The sequence below is a fragment of the Faecalibacterium sp. BIOML-A1 genome (assembly GCF_009679715.1).
In the GTDB taxonomy this organism is placed as follows: domain Bacteria; phylum Bacillota; class Clostridia; order Oscillospirales; family Ruminococcaceae; genus Faecalibacterium; species Faecalibacterium taiwanense.
Genome location: NZ_WKZJ01000001.1, coordinates 145,452 through 162,980 on the forward strand (window position 1 = coordinate 145,452; position 17,529 = coordinate 162,980).

The following is a 17,529-nucleotide window of genomic DNA, read 5'->3' on the forward strand; positions in this document are numbered from 1 at the left end:
GATATGGACCAAGCTGTAAAAATATATTATAATAGGGTACGAAAAGAGGGGAAAAGGTAATATGAAAACAAAACATCATGGGCAGATGTCAGAGTCCTTCCTGACGGCGGTGTTCCTTTCGCTTTCGGGCGGGCTGCAGGATGCCTATACGTATCTGTTTCGCGGTAAGGTGTTTGCAAATGCACAGACCGGCAACATCGTGCTGCTGAGTTCCAACATCATGGATGGTCAGTGGGATCGGGTGCTGCACTATCTGGTTCCTCTGTGTGCTTTTGCGCTGGGCGTACTGGTGGCAGAAAAGATGCGGGAGAGCTTTTGCAACATGCAGCGGCTTCACTGGCGGCAGCTGGTGGTGCTGGGCGAAGTGCTTCTGCTGTTCATTGTAGGTTTTTTACCGCAGGAGCAGAATCTGCTGGCAAACGCCATCGTTTCCTTCTCCTGCGCAATGCAGGTGCAGGCGTTCCGCAAGGTGAACGGCTATGCATTTGCCAGCACCATGTGCATTGGTGACCTGCGCAGCGGTGTGGAAGCATTCTGCATCTGGAGCAAGACCCATGAACCGAAAGTTAAGGATCGGATGATGCGTTATTTTGGCATCATTCTGTTGTTCGCGGTGGGTGCCGGTATTGGAAGCATGGGCGCAGCGCGGCTGGCAGGAAAGACCATCTGGATCTCCTGCGGGCTGCTGCTGGTAAGCTTTGCGCTCATGTTCATTCGGGAAGAAATCGAAGAAAACCCTGCGATCGAAAAGGATCTGGCTGAGATCCGGCAGGAGACACGGGAGATCGACCGGACTCTCAAGCAGGAACTGAAGGAAGAGCGCGAGGAACTGCATGAGGAATTACACGAGAAATTGAGATAAAGCACCGGACATCAAAAAAGGAGCCGCTGCGTGATGCAGCGACTCCTTTTGCTTGTCGAGAAAGAAAATTACTCAGAACGCAGGGCGGTGACGGGGTTGCACTTGGCTGCGCTGCGGGCGGGAATCAGACCGCCAAGGATCGTGAGCAGGGTAGCCAGAACGATCAGGACCAGTGCAGCCTTGGGCGGCAGCACAGCGGTGACGCTGGTGGTTCCTGCAATGGAGTGGATGAGCATGTTGCCAGGGATCAGCAGCAGCAGGCACAGGCCCACGCCGATCACGCCGGAGCACATTCCGATAATGAAGGTCTCGGCATTGAACACCTCGGAGACATTGTGCTTGGATGCACCGATGGCACGCAGAATACCGATCTCCTTGCGGCGTTCCAGCACGCTGATATAGGTGATGACACCAATCATGATGGAAGAAACCGCCAGCGAGATGGCAACAAAGGCCACCAGCACATTGCTGACCATATCCACGATCTTGGTCACGGCGCTCATCAGGGTGCCGACCGTATCCGAGAATACAATCACCTTGTCCTCTTCGCCCTGCGCACGCATGGCGGCGTTGTAGGCGTTCAGGCTGTCCACGATGCGGTTCTTAGCCTCAAAGCTCTTGGGGTAGATCCAGATGCTGCCGGGCTTGGCATAATCCGAATAGCCCAGTGAACCAAGAACACTGCCGTAGGAGGTGGTGCTGGACTGCAGGTTCATCTTGACCAGATCCACAAGGTCGTCGGTGCTCATGTTCACCTGCACGGCACTCTGGAACACAGTGGGGTCGATCTTCAGGGCATCTTCCACCTGACTGCTGAGCTGAGCGATGTTGTTCTGGATGGCGGACTGGATCTGCTGGCTGAACTGAGTGGTCAGCTGGGTCATCAGCTGCTGCATCACGGTGCTCATCTGGGTCTGAATGGCAGCGGTGAGTTTGGTCTGCAGAGCTTCGCCCAGCTTCTGGCTCAGCTGTTCCGAGTAGCTTTGCAGATAGCTCGTCATGATGCCCTGCAGGTTCTGCTGCAGCGAAGCGGTGAACTGCTCCTGCAGGCCGGTGGTGTCCAGCAGGTCGCCCATGGATTCGGACAGAAGCTGTTTGAACTGGTCGCTCTCCATATAGGAAGAGAAACCAATCTTATCCAGATTCAAGATGCCGTTGCCGATGATATAGCGCTTATAGCCATTCATGATCTTCTTCATCAGGCTCTGCAGCGCATCCTCCGAGACGGACAGGTCCATATCGGCAAACAACTGGCTCAGATCCAGCGCGTCCATGTCCGGAAGCTCCACATCGCTCATGTCGATGTCGCTCAGGTCCAGATCGCTCAGATCCAGCTGGAATGCGGACGGATCAAGGATGGAGGAAAAGTCAAAGCTGCCATCCTGCAGATCAAATGCACCGCTCAGGTCGAACTGCAGCTTGCTTGCATCGAACTGGAAGGCATCCTTCAGCATATCGGTATCCACCGAGAACAGGGAAGAAATGTCAAGATCGGTTTCGCGCTGGTCGGCATCAAAGCGCTCGCCGGTCAGCACGTTCACTTCCGGGTCGGCAAGCTGCTGCTTTACCACTTCACTTTCGGCTGCATGGTCGATGGCGTAGTAGGTGAGTGCATGGGTATAGGCAACGCCTATGGGCAGAATGGTGGAGCTGGCATCTGCGCGGGGCTGCACCACGCCCACGATGGTCAGATCCGGACTGTTTTCCACAAGCTGCTCCACATACGCTTCATCGTCGGAGCGGTTGCGCCAGATTTGGCGTTCTTCGTCATAAACGTAATAGTCCGAGCTGGTAACGATCTTATATTTCAGGCCCACAAAGGTATCGTAGGGGTAGGTGCCGTAGCCGGTGGGAGCCTGTGTGTTCTTGTTTTTTGCGTACTCCTGCAGAAAACGCATCATCACGCTGTCGTCCTCAATGCCCAGAATATAAAGAGCGTAATCGCTGATGCTGCCATCCGAATTCAGCACAAGAACGGCCTCGTTGTAGCTTTCCGGCCAGCGGCCTGCCTTGACATCGTACTGATCTTCGTACAGCGAAGGCTCTTCGGCCATCTCGGTAAACACGCTCTGATTGGTCATGGAAGAGACGATGCCGGCGGCAGAGGTGGTGTTGTTCAGCGCAGAAAGGCTGCTGTCCGGGAAGATCTGGCGCACGGTGCCGTCCTTGTTCTGGCGGTAGATCAGCGGTGCGATGCCGTAGGAATACTCGATGGAAGCAGCATCCTCCGAGATGGTGCACTCGTCGCTGTCCAGATATTTTTTCAGGGAGGCAAGGTCATTGACGGAGGAATTATCCTCGGTCAGCTGGCTCAGCAGTTCACGCACCGTGACCATGCCCTCCGGGGTGGAAGAAGCGCTGGTGGCACCCACATTGGTGTTGTTGGCAACGGCGCTGGTGTAGCTTCCCGGGTCCAGCAGGGCGGCAAGGTCTACGCCGGTGGTCGAGATCTGCAGCGGATATTCCGAAAGGGTGGAGCGTTCCATCTCCTGGATATAATTGCTCACACCGGCCGAGAGCGAAAGGATGAGCGCAATGCCGATGATGCCGATGGAACCCGCAAATGCGGTGAGCAGGGTGCGGGTCTTTTTGGTGAGCAGGTTGTTGAAGCTCAGCGCGAGAGCGGTGAGCGGCGACATGGAAGAACGGCCCAGATTTTTGTGCACCGGCGGCACCTGAGCGGAATCATCCGGCGCAAACGGTGCGGTGTCCGATTGGATCACGCCGTCCCGCAGGCGGACGATGCGGGTAGCATACTGCTCTGCAAGCTCCGGGTTATGGGTGACCATGACCACAAGGCGGTCTTTGGCCACCTCCTTCAGCAGCTCCATCACCTGAATGCTGGTGTCGCTGTCCAGTGCGCCGGTCGGCTCGTCGGCCAGCAGGATGTCGGGGTTATTGACCAGTGCGCGGGCGATGGCCACACGCTGCATCTGGCCGCCGGACATTTCGCTGGGGTGCTTGTGCAGCTGGTCGCCCAGACCTACCTGCTCCAGCGCCTTGGTGGCCCGGCTGCGGCGCTCGGCACCGGAAATGCCGGAGATGGTCAGCGCCAGCTCCACATTGGAAAGCACTGTCTGGTGCGGGATGAGGTTATAGCTCTGGAACACAAAGCCAATGGTGTGGTTGCGGTAAGAGTCCCAGTCGCGGTCGGTATATTTTTTGGTGGAGATGCCGTTGATGATCAGATCACCGCTGTCGTAGCGGTCCAGACCGCCAATGACGTTCAGCAGGGTGGTCTTACCGGAACCGCTGGGGCCGAGAATGGCGACGAATTCGTTGTCCCGCAGGTTCAGGCTGACATCATCCAGTGCTTTCTGCACCAGATCGCCGGTTTTGTATTCTTTCTTGATGTGGTTGAGTTGGAGCATGTGTGAGCCTTTCCGGCGCATCCTCGCAGGAACGCTGCCGCTGTACATTATAATAAACTGCCCGGATACAGGACCCGCAGCAAGGCGTTATACACTTCTATTTTACCGAAACAATATGAAAAAACTGTGTATATTTCAACATAAATTTTGACCGGACCGGTATTTTTGGCTTTTGAGGCAGAAAAACAGGAAAATAAAGGAAAAATTGACGTGGAGGTTGAATTTGCGTCGCCGTCGTGCTATTTTAATAGCGGAAGATCCTGATAAAACAGAAAAGCATCGCGAAAGCAGAATTACACTGCCAATACGACGCAAAAAATCTGCGATGAACCGCAAGCACAAAATAAAATGTGTCGCGGCGCAGAAAAACACGACAAAAAAATGCAACGAATGTGATTTTGATGTTTTTAGACGCTTTTTCAGGATTGAACCAGCCCTCTCTGCTCTTTAAAATAAGATAAGAAAAACAAGGAATGCCTTGAAAACGTCGCAGAACCTTGTAGCAAGGGAGGAAAAATTATGGAACGTACATTTTCACCTATGATCCGTCAGTTTTCGGCAATCGACGGGTTGCAGAAAGCATATACGCTGGTATACTCAATGGATACAGGCAACGAAAACGGCTGCTGCCTGACGCTTTGCCGTACCGGGAACCGGCAGTACATGCAAAGCTGCTACATTGCAGCTGCACCAGAGTTCTGCTACCGGATCCTGCGCTATCTGTGTGAGAATGGCGTCCAGCCGGAGATCTGGCAGGATGTGGTAGAAGAACTGACCGATACAGAACAGCTCAGGCAGAAAGGCGGCGCGTTGCGTGGAGAGTGAGCACACAGCAAAAACGCTGCAGATCGCCCTTGGAAGCTACGACCGCAAGGAGCTGCGGGTGGAAAAGAACTACCTGCAGGAGCAAAGCCCTGCGTTGGAGTGCACCTGCTTCCAGAACGGCGGCCGTCTGCTGGAACAGCTGCGTCAGGGCCGTCAGTTTGATGTTGTGATCCTCTGCAGCCAGCTGGAAGATATGAGCGGGCTGGAGTTTTTAATGAATATCCGCAGCATGGATCCCAAACCGAATGTTGTTCTGTTTGATGAGGGCAGGCGGCAGAATACGAGTGCCATTTGTCTGGAATCGGGCGATGGATTCTGCTATGTGGGCCATGCCGAACTGAAGAACCTGCTGTGGGAGCTGTACCGCCTGCCGGGACGGCAGAGCCAGCGCATGGAACGCAAGTGTCAGGAACTGTACGAGGGCTGGGGCATCCAGCTGCCGGACGTGAACTGCAACTATCTTTCCTGTGCGGTGGGCGTGGTGTACGGCACCAGCCAGAAGCTGGCCATCCGCAAGGAGATCCTGCAGGCGGTGAGCGAGCAGTACGATGTGTCGGTCTCTGCTGTGGACAGCGGCATCCGGCGTATGATCGACCAGCTGGAAGCAAAGCCCTCGGCCAAGTGGCTGCGCTTCAAGGACGAAAGCGGATTTGCGGACGAGAAACCTACCACTGGTAAACTGATCTACACTGTCAAGAATTATCTTCAGCGTCAGAAGGACGACTGAGCATAAAACACAGGAGGCGCAAGGGTATGGAGCAGATGCGGCAGAACGAGGCGGGTGCACTGACCGCGCAGGCGATCCCGCAGAAGGATGTGGAACAGGCATGCTTCCATGCACTGGGCCTGATCGGACGCAATTGCGAATATCTGGACCAGCACCTTGCGCATGTGGGTGCCGACCAGCAGACCCGGCAGGCGGTGAACGATATCAGCGCTGCGTCGGCAAGGCTGGACCGCACTGTGAACGAAGTGATGTCGCTGCTGGATTTTCTGCGCACCGAGGAAGACCCGCGGCTCTATCCGCTGGACCTGTGCCAGCTGCTGCAGCAGGTCGCCGCACAGGCCGATATGGTGCAGGCACAGCTTGGGGTGGAACTGACGCTGGACTATGGCGGCTGGACAGCCTGCCGGGTCATGGCGGACCGCAATGATGCAGAACTGCTGTGCCTGCATCTGCTTTCGAATGCCTTGCGGGCCTGCAGTGCGGGCGGCAAAGTGCGGCTGATGCTGCGCCGCAGCGAAAGCTTCTGGCAGTTGACGGTGATGGATAATGGCTGCGGCCTGCCGGAAGCAGGCGAGGATGCATGGCTGGAGAACCGGCGCTGCTTTCTGGGCGGCGCAAAGCTGGGCCTGCTGCTCTGCCGCGAGTGCTGCCGCCGTATGGGCTGGGGCCTGCGGGTGGAGCGCGCACCGGAAAAGGGCACACAGGCAGTGGTGACCATTCCGCTGTGCACCGACCGCATAACGGAGCCGACGGTAGAGCTGCATACGGGCGGCGATACGGCACAGGCACAGCAGCATCAGTACCAGCTGCGCAATATGCTGGTGCGGGAGCTGCGTACCATGCCGGAGCGCGGCGACCCGGACGAGCTGTGATGCATGCTGCATGATTGCATTATAATAATGAAAAAGGACTGCTGCGGGGGAGATGCTCCTGTGCGGCAGTCCTTTTTTGTTGGCAAAGGTTAAAAACCTTTGCCAAGACACCGGCGCAGCCGCATAAAAAGCGACAAGTTCACAAAATGTTTAACTTTTTGAGCGGAAAATACTATTTTTTCTGTGTAAAATAAAGAACGCTGATTGATTGTGCCGCAAAATTGGATTATAATACATTTGTATGCGAATTGACAAAATGATTCGTTAACAAACTAATTTTTGGCAAAGAAATTGATTTTGCCGTCCACCGGGGGCTTTGCCTCCGGCATTTGTCCTTAGGAGGAAAAACAACGTGAGAGTAGGTCTTGACATCGGCAGTACCACCATCAAGTGTGTGGTGCTGGATGAACATGATGCGCTGCTGTATTCTACATACGAACGGCATTACAGCCATATTCTGGAAAAGGCGCAGGAGCTGCTGCGCCGCATCGATGCCGAGCAGCTGCACGGTCAGAAGGCGCTGCTGAGCATTTCCGGTTCGGCGGGCATGGGTCTGGCCGACAGCTGCGGCGTGCCCTTTGTGCAGGAGGTGTTCTCCACCCGCGTGGCGGTCAAGCGCTTTGTGCCTGCCACCGACTGCGTGATCGAGCTGGGCGGTGAGGATGCCAAGATCCTGTTTCTGACCAACGGTACCGAGGTGCGCATGAACGGCAGCTGTGCCGGCGGCACCGGTGCCTTTATCGACCAGATGGCCACCCTGCTGAAAATGGGTGCCGACGAGATGAACAAGGCAGCAGAGAACGCACAGCGCACCTACACCATTGCGTCCCGCTGCGGCGTGTTTGCCAAGAGCGACGTGCAGCCCCTGATCAATCAGGGTGCCCGCACCGAGGACATTGCTGCCAGCATTTATAAGGCTGTGGTCAACCAGACCATTGCAGGCCTTGCACAGGGCCGTCCCATCAAGGGCAATATCCTGTATCTGGGCGGCCCGCTCACCTTCAGCAGCGTGCTGCGCAAGAGCTTTGACGAAGCGCTGAACGTGACCGGCATCTGCCCGGAGAACAGCCTGCTGTATGTGGCACTGGGCGCTGCCCTCTATGCCGACAAGGCTTTTGTTCTGTCTGAGGTGGCCGATGCGCTGGATCAGTATGCTGCCACTGCCACCTACGCCAGCGAGCCACCGCTGTTCGCCAGCAAGGAGGAGTATGAGGCGTTCCACGCCCGCCACATGTCCCACAGTGTGCCGCGTGTGCCGTTCAGCGCGCAGTGCGGGCCGGTGCATATCGGCATCGACTCCGGCTCCACCACCGTCAAGCTGGTGGTGGTGGACGAGAAGAGCCAGATCCTTTACACCAACTATCAACCGAACCTCGGCAACCCGCTGCCCCTCATCCGGGAACAGCTGCTCAAAATTTACAAGGAGCACCCGGGCCTGCAGGTGGTCAGCGTGACCACCACCGGCTACGGCGAAGAGCTGGTGAAGAACGCATTCCGCTGCGATTACGGTCTGGTGGAAACGGTGGCGCACTTTACCGCTGCAAAATACTTTATGCCGGATGTGGATTTCATCATCGACATCGGCGGTCAGGATATGAAGTGCTTCAAGATCGAAGATGGTGCCATCAGCAACATCTTCCTGAACGAAGCATGTTCCTCCGGCTGCGGCAGCTTTCTGCAGACCTTTGCACAGGCACTGGGCTATGACGTGAAGAAATTTGCAAGCTTGGGCCTGTTCGCAGACCGTCCGGTGGATCTGGGCAGCCGCTGCACCGTGTTCATGAACAGCTCGGTCAAGCAGGCCCAGAAGGACGGTGCAAGCATCGAGAACATCTCGGCTGGTCTGTCCATCAGCGTGGTCAAGAACGCACTGTACAAGGTCATCCGCGCATCCAGCCCGGAAGAGCTGGGCCGCAAGATCGTGGTGCAGGGCGGTACCTTTTATAATGAAGCCGTGCTGCGCGCCTTTGAAAAGGAGATGGGCGTGGAGGTCATCCGCCCGGACATTGCCGGCTTGATGGGCGCTTACGGTGCGGCTCTGTTCGGCCTGCGCCAGAGCCAGAAGGCCCACAAGACTGCTTCTGCCATGATGAACGAGCAGGAGCTGGAAGCCTTTGCGCAGAAGGTGGTCAGCGTCAAGTGCGGCGGCTGCGGCAACCACTGCCAGCTCACCGTCAACACCTTTGCGGATGGCCGCAAGTACATCTCCGGCAACCGCTGCGACAAGCCCGTGACCGGCAAGAGTGCCGACGACAGCCTGAACCTCTACGCCTACAAGCAGCAGCTGCTGGCCGAGTATAAGCCGGTGGCCGGCAAGCGCGGCTCCATCGGCATCCCGCTGTGTCTGGGCTTCTACGAGCTGCTGCCCTTCTGGTGGGCCTTCTGGACAAAGCTTGGCTTTGCGGTGCACACCAGCCCGGTGTCCAGCCGCGGCCTGTACCTCGCCGGTCAGGCTACTATCCCCAGCGATACCGCCTGCTTCCCGGCAAAGCTGAGCCACGGCCACATCAAGGCCCTGAGCCAGATGCAGCTGGACGCTATTTTCTACCCCTGCCTGACCTACAATGTGGACGAGGGCCTGGGCGACAACCACTATAACTGCCCGGTGGTGGCCTACTACCCCGAGGTTCTGGCAGGCAACTGCCCGGAGCTGGAGGGCACCAAGTTCATCTATGACTATGTGGGCATCCACCGCCCTAAGGACTTTGTGCACAAGATGGCAAAGAACATCCTGCCCAAGTACTTCGGCGGCATCTCGGAAAAAGAGGTGCAGGCCGCAGCGGATGCCGCCTATGCGGAATACGAGTCCCACATGGCAAAGATCCGCGTGAAGGGCAGCGAGATCATCGATGAAGCCCGCCGTCAGGGCAAGCGCATCATCGTGCTGGCAGGCCGCCCCTACCATGTGGACCCCGAGGTGAACCACGGCATCGACCGCCTCATCACCCGCCACGGTGCTGCCGTTGTTACCGAGGACAGCATTTCCAACCGGGTGCAGAAGTTCCCTACCAGTGTGCTGAACCAGTGGACCTACCACAGCCGCCTGTATGCCGCCGCCAAGTACTGCACCACCCAGAAGGATATGGATCTGGTGCAGCTGGTGTCCTTCGGCTGCGGCGTGGATGCCATCACCACCGACGAGACCCGCGAAATTCTGCAGGAGGGCGGCAAGCTCTACACCCAGCTCAAGATCGACGAGATCACCAATCTGGGTGCCGTGAATATCCGCCTGCGCAGTCTGTTTGCTGCTCTGGACGAGCGGGACGAGGTGGCCGCAGAAAAGGCAGAATAAAATAGAGATAGAGCAAAAAGCTTTTTAAGAAAGCAACATAGGAGGAACCTATGGAATACAATTATCCCAAATTTACCCCGGAGATGAAGAAGACCCATACCATCCTCATCCCCAACATGGCCATTACCCAGTTCCGCCTGCTGGAGTACGCCCTGCGTTACGACGGCTACAAGTGCGAGATCCTGGGCAACTGCGGCAGTGCCGTGGCACAGCTGGGCCTGAAATACGTCCACAACGACACCTGCTACCCGGCTCTGCTGGTCATCGGTCAGTTTCTGGATGCGCTGAACAGCGGCAAGTATGATCTGGATCACACCGCCCTGCTCATCACCCAGACCGGTGGTGGCTGCCGTGCCTCCAACTACATTCATCTGCTGCGCAAGGCACTGGTCAAGGCGGGCTATCCGCAGATCCCGGTGGCCAGCCTGAACTTCTCGGGTCTGGAAAAGGACAGCGGCTTCCAGATGACCCTGCCGCTGGCCCGCCGTGCGCTGGCCTGCATCTTCTACGGCGATATGCTGTGCGCTTTGCGCAATCAGGTGGCACCTTACGAGAACGAGAAGGGGGCTGCCGATAAGATGGTAGACCTGTGGGTGGAACGCTTGGGCCGCGTGCTGCTGGCAGGCAAGGGCTACACCTCCAAGGAGATGAAGCACACCTTCCCCCTCATCGCAAAGGACTTTGCTGCCATCCCCGTTACCCGGGTGCCTAAGGTCAAGGTGGGCGTGGTTGGCGAAATTTACGTCAAGTACAGCCCGCTGGGCAACAACGACCTGCAGAAGTTCCTCGAAAGTCAGGACTGTGAGGTGAACTTCCCGGGCCTGATGGGCTTTGTGCAGTACTGTGCCTTCAACATGGGCGAGGACCACGTCCTGTACGGCGGCAAGCTGGCGGTGAAGATCGGCATTGACCAGTTCCTGAACTGGCTGGACAGCATCGAGCGCGCCATGCTCAAGGCTGAGGCCGACGCAGGCTTCTACGCCCCCGGCCCTTTCAAGGAGCTGGTGGAAAAGCCCAAGGGCATCATTTCGCTGGGTGCCAAGATGGGCGAGGGCTGGCTGCTGACTGCCGAGATGATCGAGCTGGTGCAGGGCGGCTACGGCAACATCGTGTGTGCCCAGCCCTTCGGCTGCCTGCCCAACCACATCGTGGGCAAGGGCATGGTGAACAAGATCCGCGCCCTGTACCCCAGTGCCAACATTACCCCCATCGATTACGACCCCAGCGCCACCAAGGTCAATCAGGAAAACCGCATCAAGCTGATGCTGGCAGTGGCCAAAGAGCGCCTGAATGCCCCGGTGGAGGCAAAGCCTCTGACGGCAGAGGAGATCGCAGGCGGCGCGCCCAAAGTCGGCGCAGCGGTCTGATGTTCTAAAGCGGAGAATACCGAAATGCAAAAAGCCCGTCCGGGCGTAAAACTCGGACGGGCTTTCATCATGCCTTGAGAAAAATCAATGCAGGAGAGATCACTTCTGATTCTTCATGTAGATGTGGTGGGGCAGACCGGCAATGTACAGCGGGGTCAGCTCGGCCTGGATCAGCGGGCGGGCATAAGCCAGGAACTCATCGGTCATCTGGGTGTGGTTGGCGTTCATCCAGCTCAGCGGCACCTTCTTTTCGAGGTTTGCCACCTCGCTGATGGGGTGCAGCTCAGTGGTGCACTGGTACGGGCTGTTGGAGATGCGCTTCAGGGCCACCATCTGGCCGGTAACGCCCTCAAAGGCCGCCTTGGCGGCAGCACCGCCCACCTGATAGGCTTCAGTGATGTCGGTGCGGCTGGTCAGATGGCCTGCGCAGCGCTGCAGGGTGGAAAGCTCGATGCAGCGGGTCTTGGTGTCCAGATTGCGGGCCACCACATTTGCCAGATACCGTGCGGTACCGGTCAGGGCCTTGTGGCCAAAGGCGTCCACTGCGTGCACATCGTCGGCCAGCTCACAGACGTAGCGGCCATCTTCCAGCTTCACGCCTTCGGAAACGGCGATCACAATGCTGGGCTTCTTCTCCTGCATCACGCGCACCTTCTCAATGAAGTGTTCCACATTGAAGGGCACTTCGGGCAGGCAGATCATGTCCACACCCTCGCAGTCGTCACTCTTTGCCAGAGCGGCGGCAGCGGTCAGCCAGCCGGCGTTGCGGCCCATGATCTCCACCACGGTGACGTACTTGGTGCCGTACACGGTGGCATCGCGGATGATCTCCTTCATCACCACGCCAATGTACTTGGCAGCAGAGCCGTAGCCGGGGGTGTGGTCGGTGACCATCAGGTCGTTGTCGATGGTCTTGGGCACGCCCATAAAGCGGATGTCGCTCTGGATGCGCTCGCCGTACTCGGCCAGCTTGCCGATGGTGTCCATGGAATCGTTGCCGCCGATGTAGAAGAAGTAGCCGATGTTCAGCTTTTCCAGAATGGCGAACAGCTTTTTGTAGACGGTCTCGTCCTCATGCCAGTCCGGCAGCTTGTAGCGGCAGCTGCCGAGGAAGCTGGACGGGGTGCGCTTGAGCAGCTCGATGTCCAGATCGTCCGTCAGCACGGTGGAAAGATCCACCACCCGCTCCTCCAGCAAACCGGCAACGCCATTGCACATACCGTAAACGATCTCTGCGCCGCGGTTCTTGCAGCTTTCAAATACGCCTGCAAGGCTTGCATTGATGACGGAAGTAGGACCGCCAGACTGACCAACGATTGCATTTTTACCCATGATGATTTCTCCTTTTTTGTTTTTCTGTTTCGGCAATATAATATTACGTGCAGGATGCACGAAAACAGACGCGGGAAAAGGGATTACAGACGGATGTGGCGCGGGGTGCCGTTGACGTAAACGGGGGTCACCTCGTCCAGGATCAGCGGACGGGCATACTCCTCAAAGGCAGCAGTCACCTGCATCCCGTCGGGGCTGATCCAGTCCAGCGGCACCTTCTTTTCAAGGTTTGCCACCTGCTGCACATCCACCGACTCGGTGATGCACTGGTAGGGATAAGCGGAAATGCGCTTGAGCGCGATCATGCGGCCGGTCTCGCCCGCAAAGGCGGCGGCGGCTGCGGCACCGCCCACAGCGTAGGCTTCGTTCACATCCGTGCGGCTGGCCAGATGGCTGGCGCAGCGCTGCAGGGTGGAAAACTCGATGGCACGGCTCTTGCAGTTCAGCTTGTCGTGGATGAGGTCGGAGAGATAACGGCTGGTGCCGCTGAGCACGGCCTTGTGGCCAAAGGCATCCAGCTGGCCTGCGGTGGACACCAGATCGCACAGATAGGTGCCGTCGGCGGTCTTTACGCCCTCGCTGGCCGCAATGATCACATTGGACTTGCGGCGCTGCAGCTCGTCCACCTTGGCAAGGAACTTGTCCTGATCGAAGGGCACCTCCGGCAGCAGGATCAGATCCGGGCCTTCGCAGTCGTCGCCGCCCGCAAGGCAGGCCGCACCGGCAAGCCAGCCCGCATGTCGGCCCATGATCTCGGCCACGGTCACGCTGCGGATGTCATACACGGAGGAATCCCGGATGACTTCCTTTAAAATAGTGGCAATGTACTTGGCGGCAGAGCCGTAGCCGGGGGTGTGGTCGGTCAGGCACAGGTCGTTGTCGATGGTTTTGGGCACACCGATGAACCGCACGCTGCTGCCCACGCGCTCACCGTAGCGGGAAAGCTTTGCGATGGTGTCCATGGAGTCGTTACCGCCAATGTAGAACACCGCGCAGATGTCGTACTTGTCAAACAGGGTGAACAGTTTGATGAAGGGTGTGGAGTCCACATCCGGGTCCGGCAGCTTGTAACGGCAGCTGCCAAGGTAGCTGGAAGGCGTGCGCTTGAGCAGTTCAATGCTCATGCGGTCGTCCAGCAGGACGTTCAGCTCCAGCATTTCTTCCTTGAGCAGACCTTCGATGCCGTATTTCATACCGTACACCTTGTCTGCACCCAGGCTGCAGGCGGCTTTGTACACGCCTGCCAGACTGGAGTTGATCACGGCGGTAGGACCGCCGCTCTGACCAATGATCACATTCTTGGCCATGAGTACCTCCTTTTGCAAATTTCATTCTTATCATTTGTACATCGCTGCAGGTTCCGGCTTCCGCGCCGCCAGAGTGGGGTTTGGTCTAAAGGCCCTGCACTGCCCGCAGACCGTGCGGCAAACAAACCGGATGCTGCAAGTGATACAAAAAAGTTTGCGGCATGTGCACACCCTTTTTGTAAAATGTGCAAAATTACCACATCCTTATTGTACCTGTTTTGCCTGTTGTATGCAAGACCTAATTGGTTGCACAGGCAAAAAAATTATGATAAAATAAAAAACGCACAGCCCCGGGCGGATAAAACCCCCTTCTGTGCGGGAAAAATGGAGAAAGTTGGAAAAACCATGGGCATTTCACACGAGTATCATTCTGCGCCGCGCCGAGCACGGCGCGGTACAGTCAGCGGCAAGCTGCGCTTTCTGGGCGCAGTGGTCGCCATTTTGCTGGTATCCTACGCCATCACGGCCATTCTGGAAAAGGGCGCAGAGGGCGCGGACGATACCCCGTCCACCAACGCCAGCGGCATTGCCGAGAACATTCTGGCACCGCTGCCCATGCAGGGCGAAGCGGATAGCAGCAGTGCTGCACAGGATGACAGCACCGGTGGGCAGGCCGTCACACTGGAGAACTTTGGCCCTGCAAAGCAGAGCGCTGGGGCCTACACCGTCAAAGCCTATGATGCCAGCGTCATCCGCCAGCCCAGCTGCGGGCAGGTGGACCTGAGCTACTTTGCGGACGCAGCCTTTCTGGGCGACAGTCTGACGGTGGGCTTCTCGGATTACCAGATCAATCTGGACGGGGCACTCATCTGCGGCTATACCGGCGTTGGCCCGGATGCCATTGTGAACCGCAGCGCAGTCAAAAGCCCCACCCGCGGGCAGGAGGTAGCGCTGGATGTGCTGGCCGCTGCCCGGCCCAAGAAGCTGTATATCCTGCTGGGCACTAACACCCTCACCACGCTGGGCGCTTCGGACCGCTTCCTTGCCTACTATGGCCAGATGCTGGATATGCTGCGCGAGGCTTTGGGCGAGGACTGCGTGATCTACGTGCAGTCTATCCCGCCGGTGCGAGCCTCGGCAGCTGCTGAAAAGCCCGGCCTTGCATCGGATGTGCTGCGCGGTGTGAACGAGCAGCTGGCTCAGCTGGCCGCCAGCAAGGGATGCGTTTACCTTGACCTGTGGGAGACCCTTGCCGACGGCGAGGGCAACCTGAAGGAGATGCTTGCAGCGCCGGATGGCGTGCATCTCTCTGCAGGCAACGGCTACGGCGCGTGGGTCACCTACCTGCGCAACCACGCCAAGTACAGCGCGGATAATTCCTGGACGATGGGCAGCATTTACAGTGCACAGTAAAACGGAGTGAAAAATAAAGAGCCGTTGCACAAAATGGATGTGCAATGGCTCTTTTGTGTATGATGCAGTTTCCCACAGCGACCCTACGGTGAAAAAGTGTTTCAGAAAAGCCCGCAGGCTTTTCTGAAACACAAATATAAAATAAATTTTCCGCTGAAAATGCCCAGAGCGAACGCGGAGGGCATTCCGATCATAAAATTACTCCTGCTGTTCCAACTCCAGCAAATATTGCTTCATCTCCACGCCATAGGCGTAGCCGGTGAGCTTGCCGGTGCTGCCCACCACCCGGTGGCAGGGCTGAAGGATGGCGATGGGGTTGCAGTGGCAGGCACCGCCCACGGCACGGCTGGCCTTGGGTTTGCCAACAGCGGCGGCCAGCTGGCCGTAGGTGCGGGTCTCACCGTAGGGGATCTTGTTCATCTCGGCCCAGACGGCCTTCTGGAAGGGGGTGCCCTTGGGGGCCAGCGGCAGATCGAATTCCCTGCGCGCCCCGGCAAAATATTCGTTCAGCTGCTCCTCGGCTTCCTGTAAAAGCGGTGTCTCGCACACCTTGCGGGGCAGCGGTTCCAGTTCCGGCACCCCGTCCGGGCAGAGGGTCAGCCCGCAGATGGCATCGTTTTCCTCTTCCAGCCGGAAGGTCCCCAGAATGCTGTTCACATACCAGACGTTCAAAAGTTGCGCTTCCTTTCCTGTGAGTTTGTGTTATACTGAAGCTATCTTAACACAAATGTACATCCGGCGAAAGGGGCGTTTTTTGTTATGGTACAGGCATTGGAAGAGATCATTGCCAAAAGCAGCAGCATCGTGTTCTTTGGCGGGGCGGGCGTTTCCACCGAGAGCGGTATCCCGGACTTCCGCAGTGTGGACGGACTTTATCATCAGAAGTACGCCTACCCGCCGGAAACCATCCTGAGTCACACTTTCTGGGAGGAGAACCCGGAGGAGTTTTACCGTTTTTACCGCGATAAGCTCATCGTGAAGGGGGCAAAGCCCAACGCGGCCCACCTGCGGCTGGCAAAGCTGGAACGGGAGGGCAGGCTGAAAGCGGTCGTCACCCAGAACATCGACGGCCTGCATCAGGCGGCGGGCAGCCGCACGGTGTACGAGCTGCACGGCAGCACCCTGCGCAACTACTGCACCCGCTGCGGTAAGTTCTACGATGTGGATTTCATTGCCAACAGCACCGGTGTGCCCCGCTGCACCGAGTGCGGCGGCATCGTCAAGCCGGATGTGGTGCTGTATGAAGAAGGGCTGGACGAGGAGGTGCTGTCCGGCGCGGTGAACGCCATCCGCCATGCGGATACCCTGATCATCGGCGGCACAAGCCTTGTGGTGTACCCGGCGGCAGGACTGATCCGGTACTTCCGGGGCGACCATCTGGTGGTCATCAATATGCAGCCCACCGGGGCAGATGCGGAAGCCGACCTGTGCATTGCAAAGCCCATTGGTCAGGTGCTGAGCGAGGATGTAACGCTGGATCTGTAAAACAAAAAGAGCGGCCCTGTTTCGCGCCGATTCTCGCCCCCGGTCCGGTATGCTGGATGCATACTGAAAAAGAATGGGGGAAACCAAATGATCCAGGTTTGTGACCCGCCGCGCACGCGGCAGGTAAGGCGGCTTTCGGCGGAGGAATTCTGCCAGCTGGCGCAGAGCGAAGTGAGCAGTGTGTACCGTCCGCGCAGCGAGGTGCTGCGGATGCTGACGGTAGGCGAGGTGTGGGGCATGTACAGTACACGCGGTGTGCCGGGAGCTGGGTGCATCCTGCTGCCCATGGATGCCGATGTGGCAGCGGCGGCTGCGCTGCGCCGCTTTCTGGGCTGGAACCGCACGTCAGGCGGATATTTTTTGACCCCGGCAGCCGGGCCGGACGGCCATGCCGCCGAGACCCTTGCACCGCTGCTGGCTGCGGCTGCTGCCCGGCAGGAGTTTCTTGCCCGGCAGCGGGCACGGTGGGCCGTGGTGGAATGTGCGGCAGAAGAGCTGATCCCGCTGTATCTGCGTCAGGGGTTTGCTTTGCGGGCTATCCGTCCGCTGGACAGTCTGGCACCGTGTTTCCTGCTGCAGGCCGGGTGCCTTGCGCAGAATGTGCCGCCGGTATGGCTCCCACTGGCCGACCGGGTGCACATTGCCATCCTGCTGGCTCGAGGCTATGCCGCGCTGGAAAGCCACGAAAGCCCGCAGGGCACCGTGCTGGCACTGTATCCCGTATGATGTGAAAGTG

General features: G+C 57.8%; 14 protein-coding genes. 10 read left to right on the forward strand and 4 right to left on the reverse strand.

Annotated elements, in window-relative coordinates; all coding sequences use genetic code 11:
• Window positions 1-61: 61 nt before the first annotated feature.
• A complete protein-coding gene (locus GKG36_RS00825) occupies window positions 62-862 on the forward strand; it encodes a YoaK family protein (protein WP_120079419.1) in 801 nt (266 codons plus the stop codon).
• 68 nt (window positions 863-930) lie between these two features.
• On the opposite strand, the gene GKG36_RS00830 is transcribed toward GKG36_RS00825, so the two are convergent.
• Window positions 931-4,233 (reverse strand): ATP-binding cassette domain-containing protein, encoded by a 3,303-nt coding sequence (locus GKG36_RS00830; protein ID WP_154258615.1) that lies wholly within the window; start codon window positions 4,231-4,233, stop codon window positions 931-933.
• Window positions 4,234-4,456: 223 nt separating this feature from the next.
• On the opposite strand from GKG36_RS00830, the gene GKG36_RS00835 reads away from it, so the two are divergent.
• From GKG36_RS00835 to GKG36_RS14910, 6 genes are all read left to right on the forward strand, one after another.
• The gene (locus tag GKG36_RS00835; protein WP_154258617.1) at window positions 4,457-4,684 is read left to right on the forward strand and encodes a hypothetical protein; all 228 of its coding nucleotides are present in this window, start codon (window positions 4,457-4,459) and stop codon (window positions 4,682-4,684) included.
• Between the two features lie 68 nt (window positions 4,685-4,752).
• On the forward strand, window positions 4,753-5,058 hold the full coding sequence (locus GKG36_RS00840) for a hypothetical protein (RefSeq protein ID WP_101956483.1): 306 nt from the start codon (window positions 4,753-4,755) through the stop codon (window positions 5,056-5,058).
• Window positions 5,048-5,785, forward strand: coding sequence for a response regulator (locus tag GKG36_RS00845; protein ID WP_005939839.1), 738 nt, complete (start codon window positions 5,048-5,050; stop codon window positions 5,783-5,785). Before GKG36_RS00840 ends, GKG36_RS00845 begins: the two co-directional genes overlap by 11 nt.
• Before the next feature lie 26 nt (window positions 5,786-5,811).
• Window positions 5,812-6,657: a HAMP domain-containing sensor histidine kinase gene (locus tag GKG36_RS00850; protein ID WP_097774765.1), complete on the forward strand. Its 846-nt coding sequence runs from the start codon at window positions 5,812-5,814 to the stop codon at window positions 6,655-6,657.
• Between the two features lie 352 nt (window positions 6,658-7,009).
• Window positions 7,010-9,949: an acyl-CoA dehydratase activase gene (locus GKG36_RS00855; protein ID WP_165852871.1), complete on the forward strand. Its 2,940-nt coding sequence runs from the start codon at window positions 7,010-7,012 to the stop codon at window positions 9,947-9,949.
• A 50-nt stretch (window positions 9,950-9,999) separates the two neighbouring features.
• Complete coding sequence (locus tag GKG36_RS14910) at window positions 10,000-11,316, forward strand: 2-hydroxyacyl-CoA dehydratase (protein WP_005939846.1); 1,317 nt, start codon at window positions 10,000-10,002, stop codon at window positions 11,314-11,316.
• 99 nt (window positions 11,317-11,415) lie between these two features.
• Here GKG36_RS14910 and GKG36_RS00865 read toward each other — a convergent pair whose 3' ends face one another.
• Window positions 11,416-12,648 carry a 6-phosphofructokinase gene (locus tag GKG36_RS00865; RefSeq protein WP_097781973.1) on the reverse strand — a complete coding sequence of 411 codons (1,233 nt, stop codon included), beginning with the start codon at window positions 12,646-12,648 and terminating at the stop codon, window positions 11,416-11,418.
• Between the two features lie 83 nt (window positions 12,649-12,731).
• Window positions 12,732-13,955: a 6-phosphofructokinase gene (locus GKG36_RS00870; protein ID WP_005939849.1), complete on the reverse strand. Its 1,224-nt coding sequence runs from the start codon at window positions 13,953-13,955 to the stop codon at window positions 12,732-12,734.
• 345 nt (window positions 13,956-14,300) lie between these two features.
• On the opposite strand from GKG36_RS00870, the gene GKG36_RS00875 reads away from it, so the two are divergent.
• Window positions 14,301-15,308 (forward strand): GDSL-type esterase/lipase family protein, encoded by a 1,008-nt coding sequence (locus tag GKG36_RS00875; RefSeq protein ID WP_154258619.1) that lies wholly within the window; start codon window positions 14,301-14,303, stop codon window positions 15,306-15,308.
• A 198-nt stretch (window positions 15,309-15,506) separates the two neighbouring features.
• Here the strand turns inward: GKG36_RS00875 and GKG36_RS00880 are convergent, their stop codons facing one another.
• Window positions 15,507-15,980: a methylated-DNA--[protein]-cysteine S-methyltransferase gene (locus GKG36_RS00880; RefSeq protein WP_097781971.1), complete on the reverse strand. Its 474-nt coding sequence runs from the start codon at window positions 15,978-15,980 to the stop codon at window positions 15,507-15,509.
• An 87-nt stretch (window positions 15,981-16,067) separates the two neighbouring features.
• Here GKG36_RS00880 and GKG36_RS00885 point away from each other — a divergent pair, with 87 nt between their 5' ends.
• Together GKG36_RS00885 and GKG36_RS00890 are read left to right on the forward strand one after the other, a co-directional pair.
• Window positions 16,068-16,793: an NAD-dependent protein deacylase gene (locus tag GKG36_RS00885; RefSeq protein WP_097774769.1), complete on the forward strand. Its 726-nt coding sequence runs from the start codon at window positions 16,068-16,070 to the stop codon at window positions 16,791-16,793.
• 87 nt (window positions 16,794-16,880) lie between these two features.
• Window positions 16,881-17,519, forward strand: a complete 639-nt coding sequence (locus GKG36_RS00890) for a hypothetical protein (RefSeq protein ID WP_154258621.1) — start codon at window positions 16,881-16,883, stop codon at window positions 17,517-17,519.
• Window positions 17,520-17,529 lie beyond the last annotated feature (10 nt).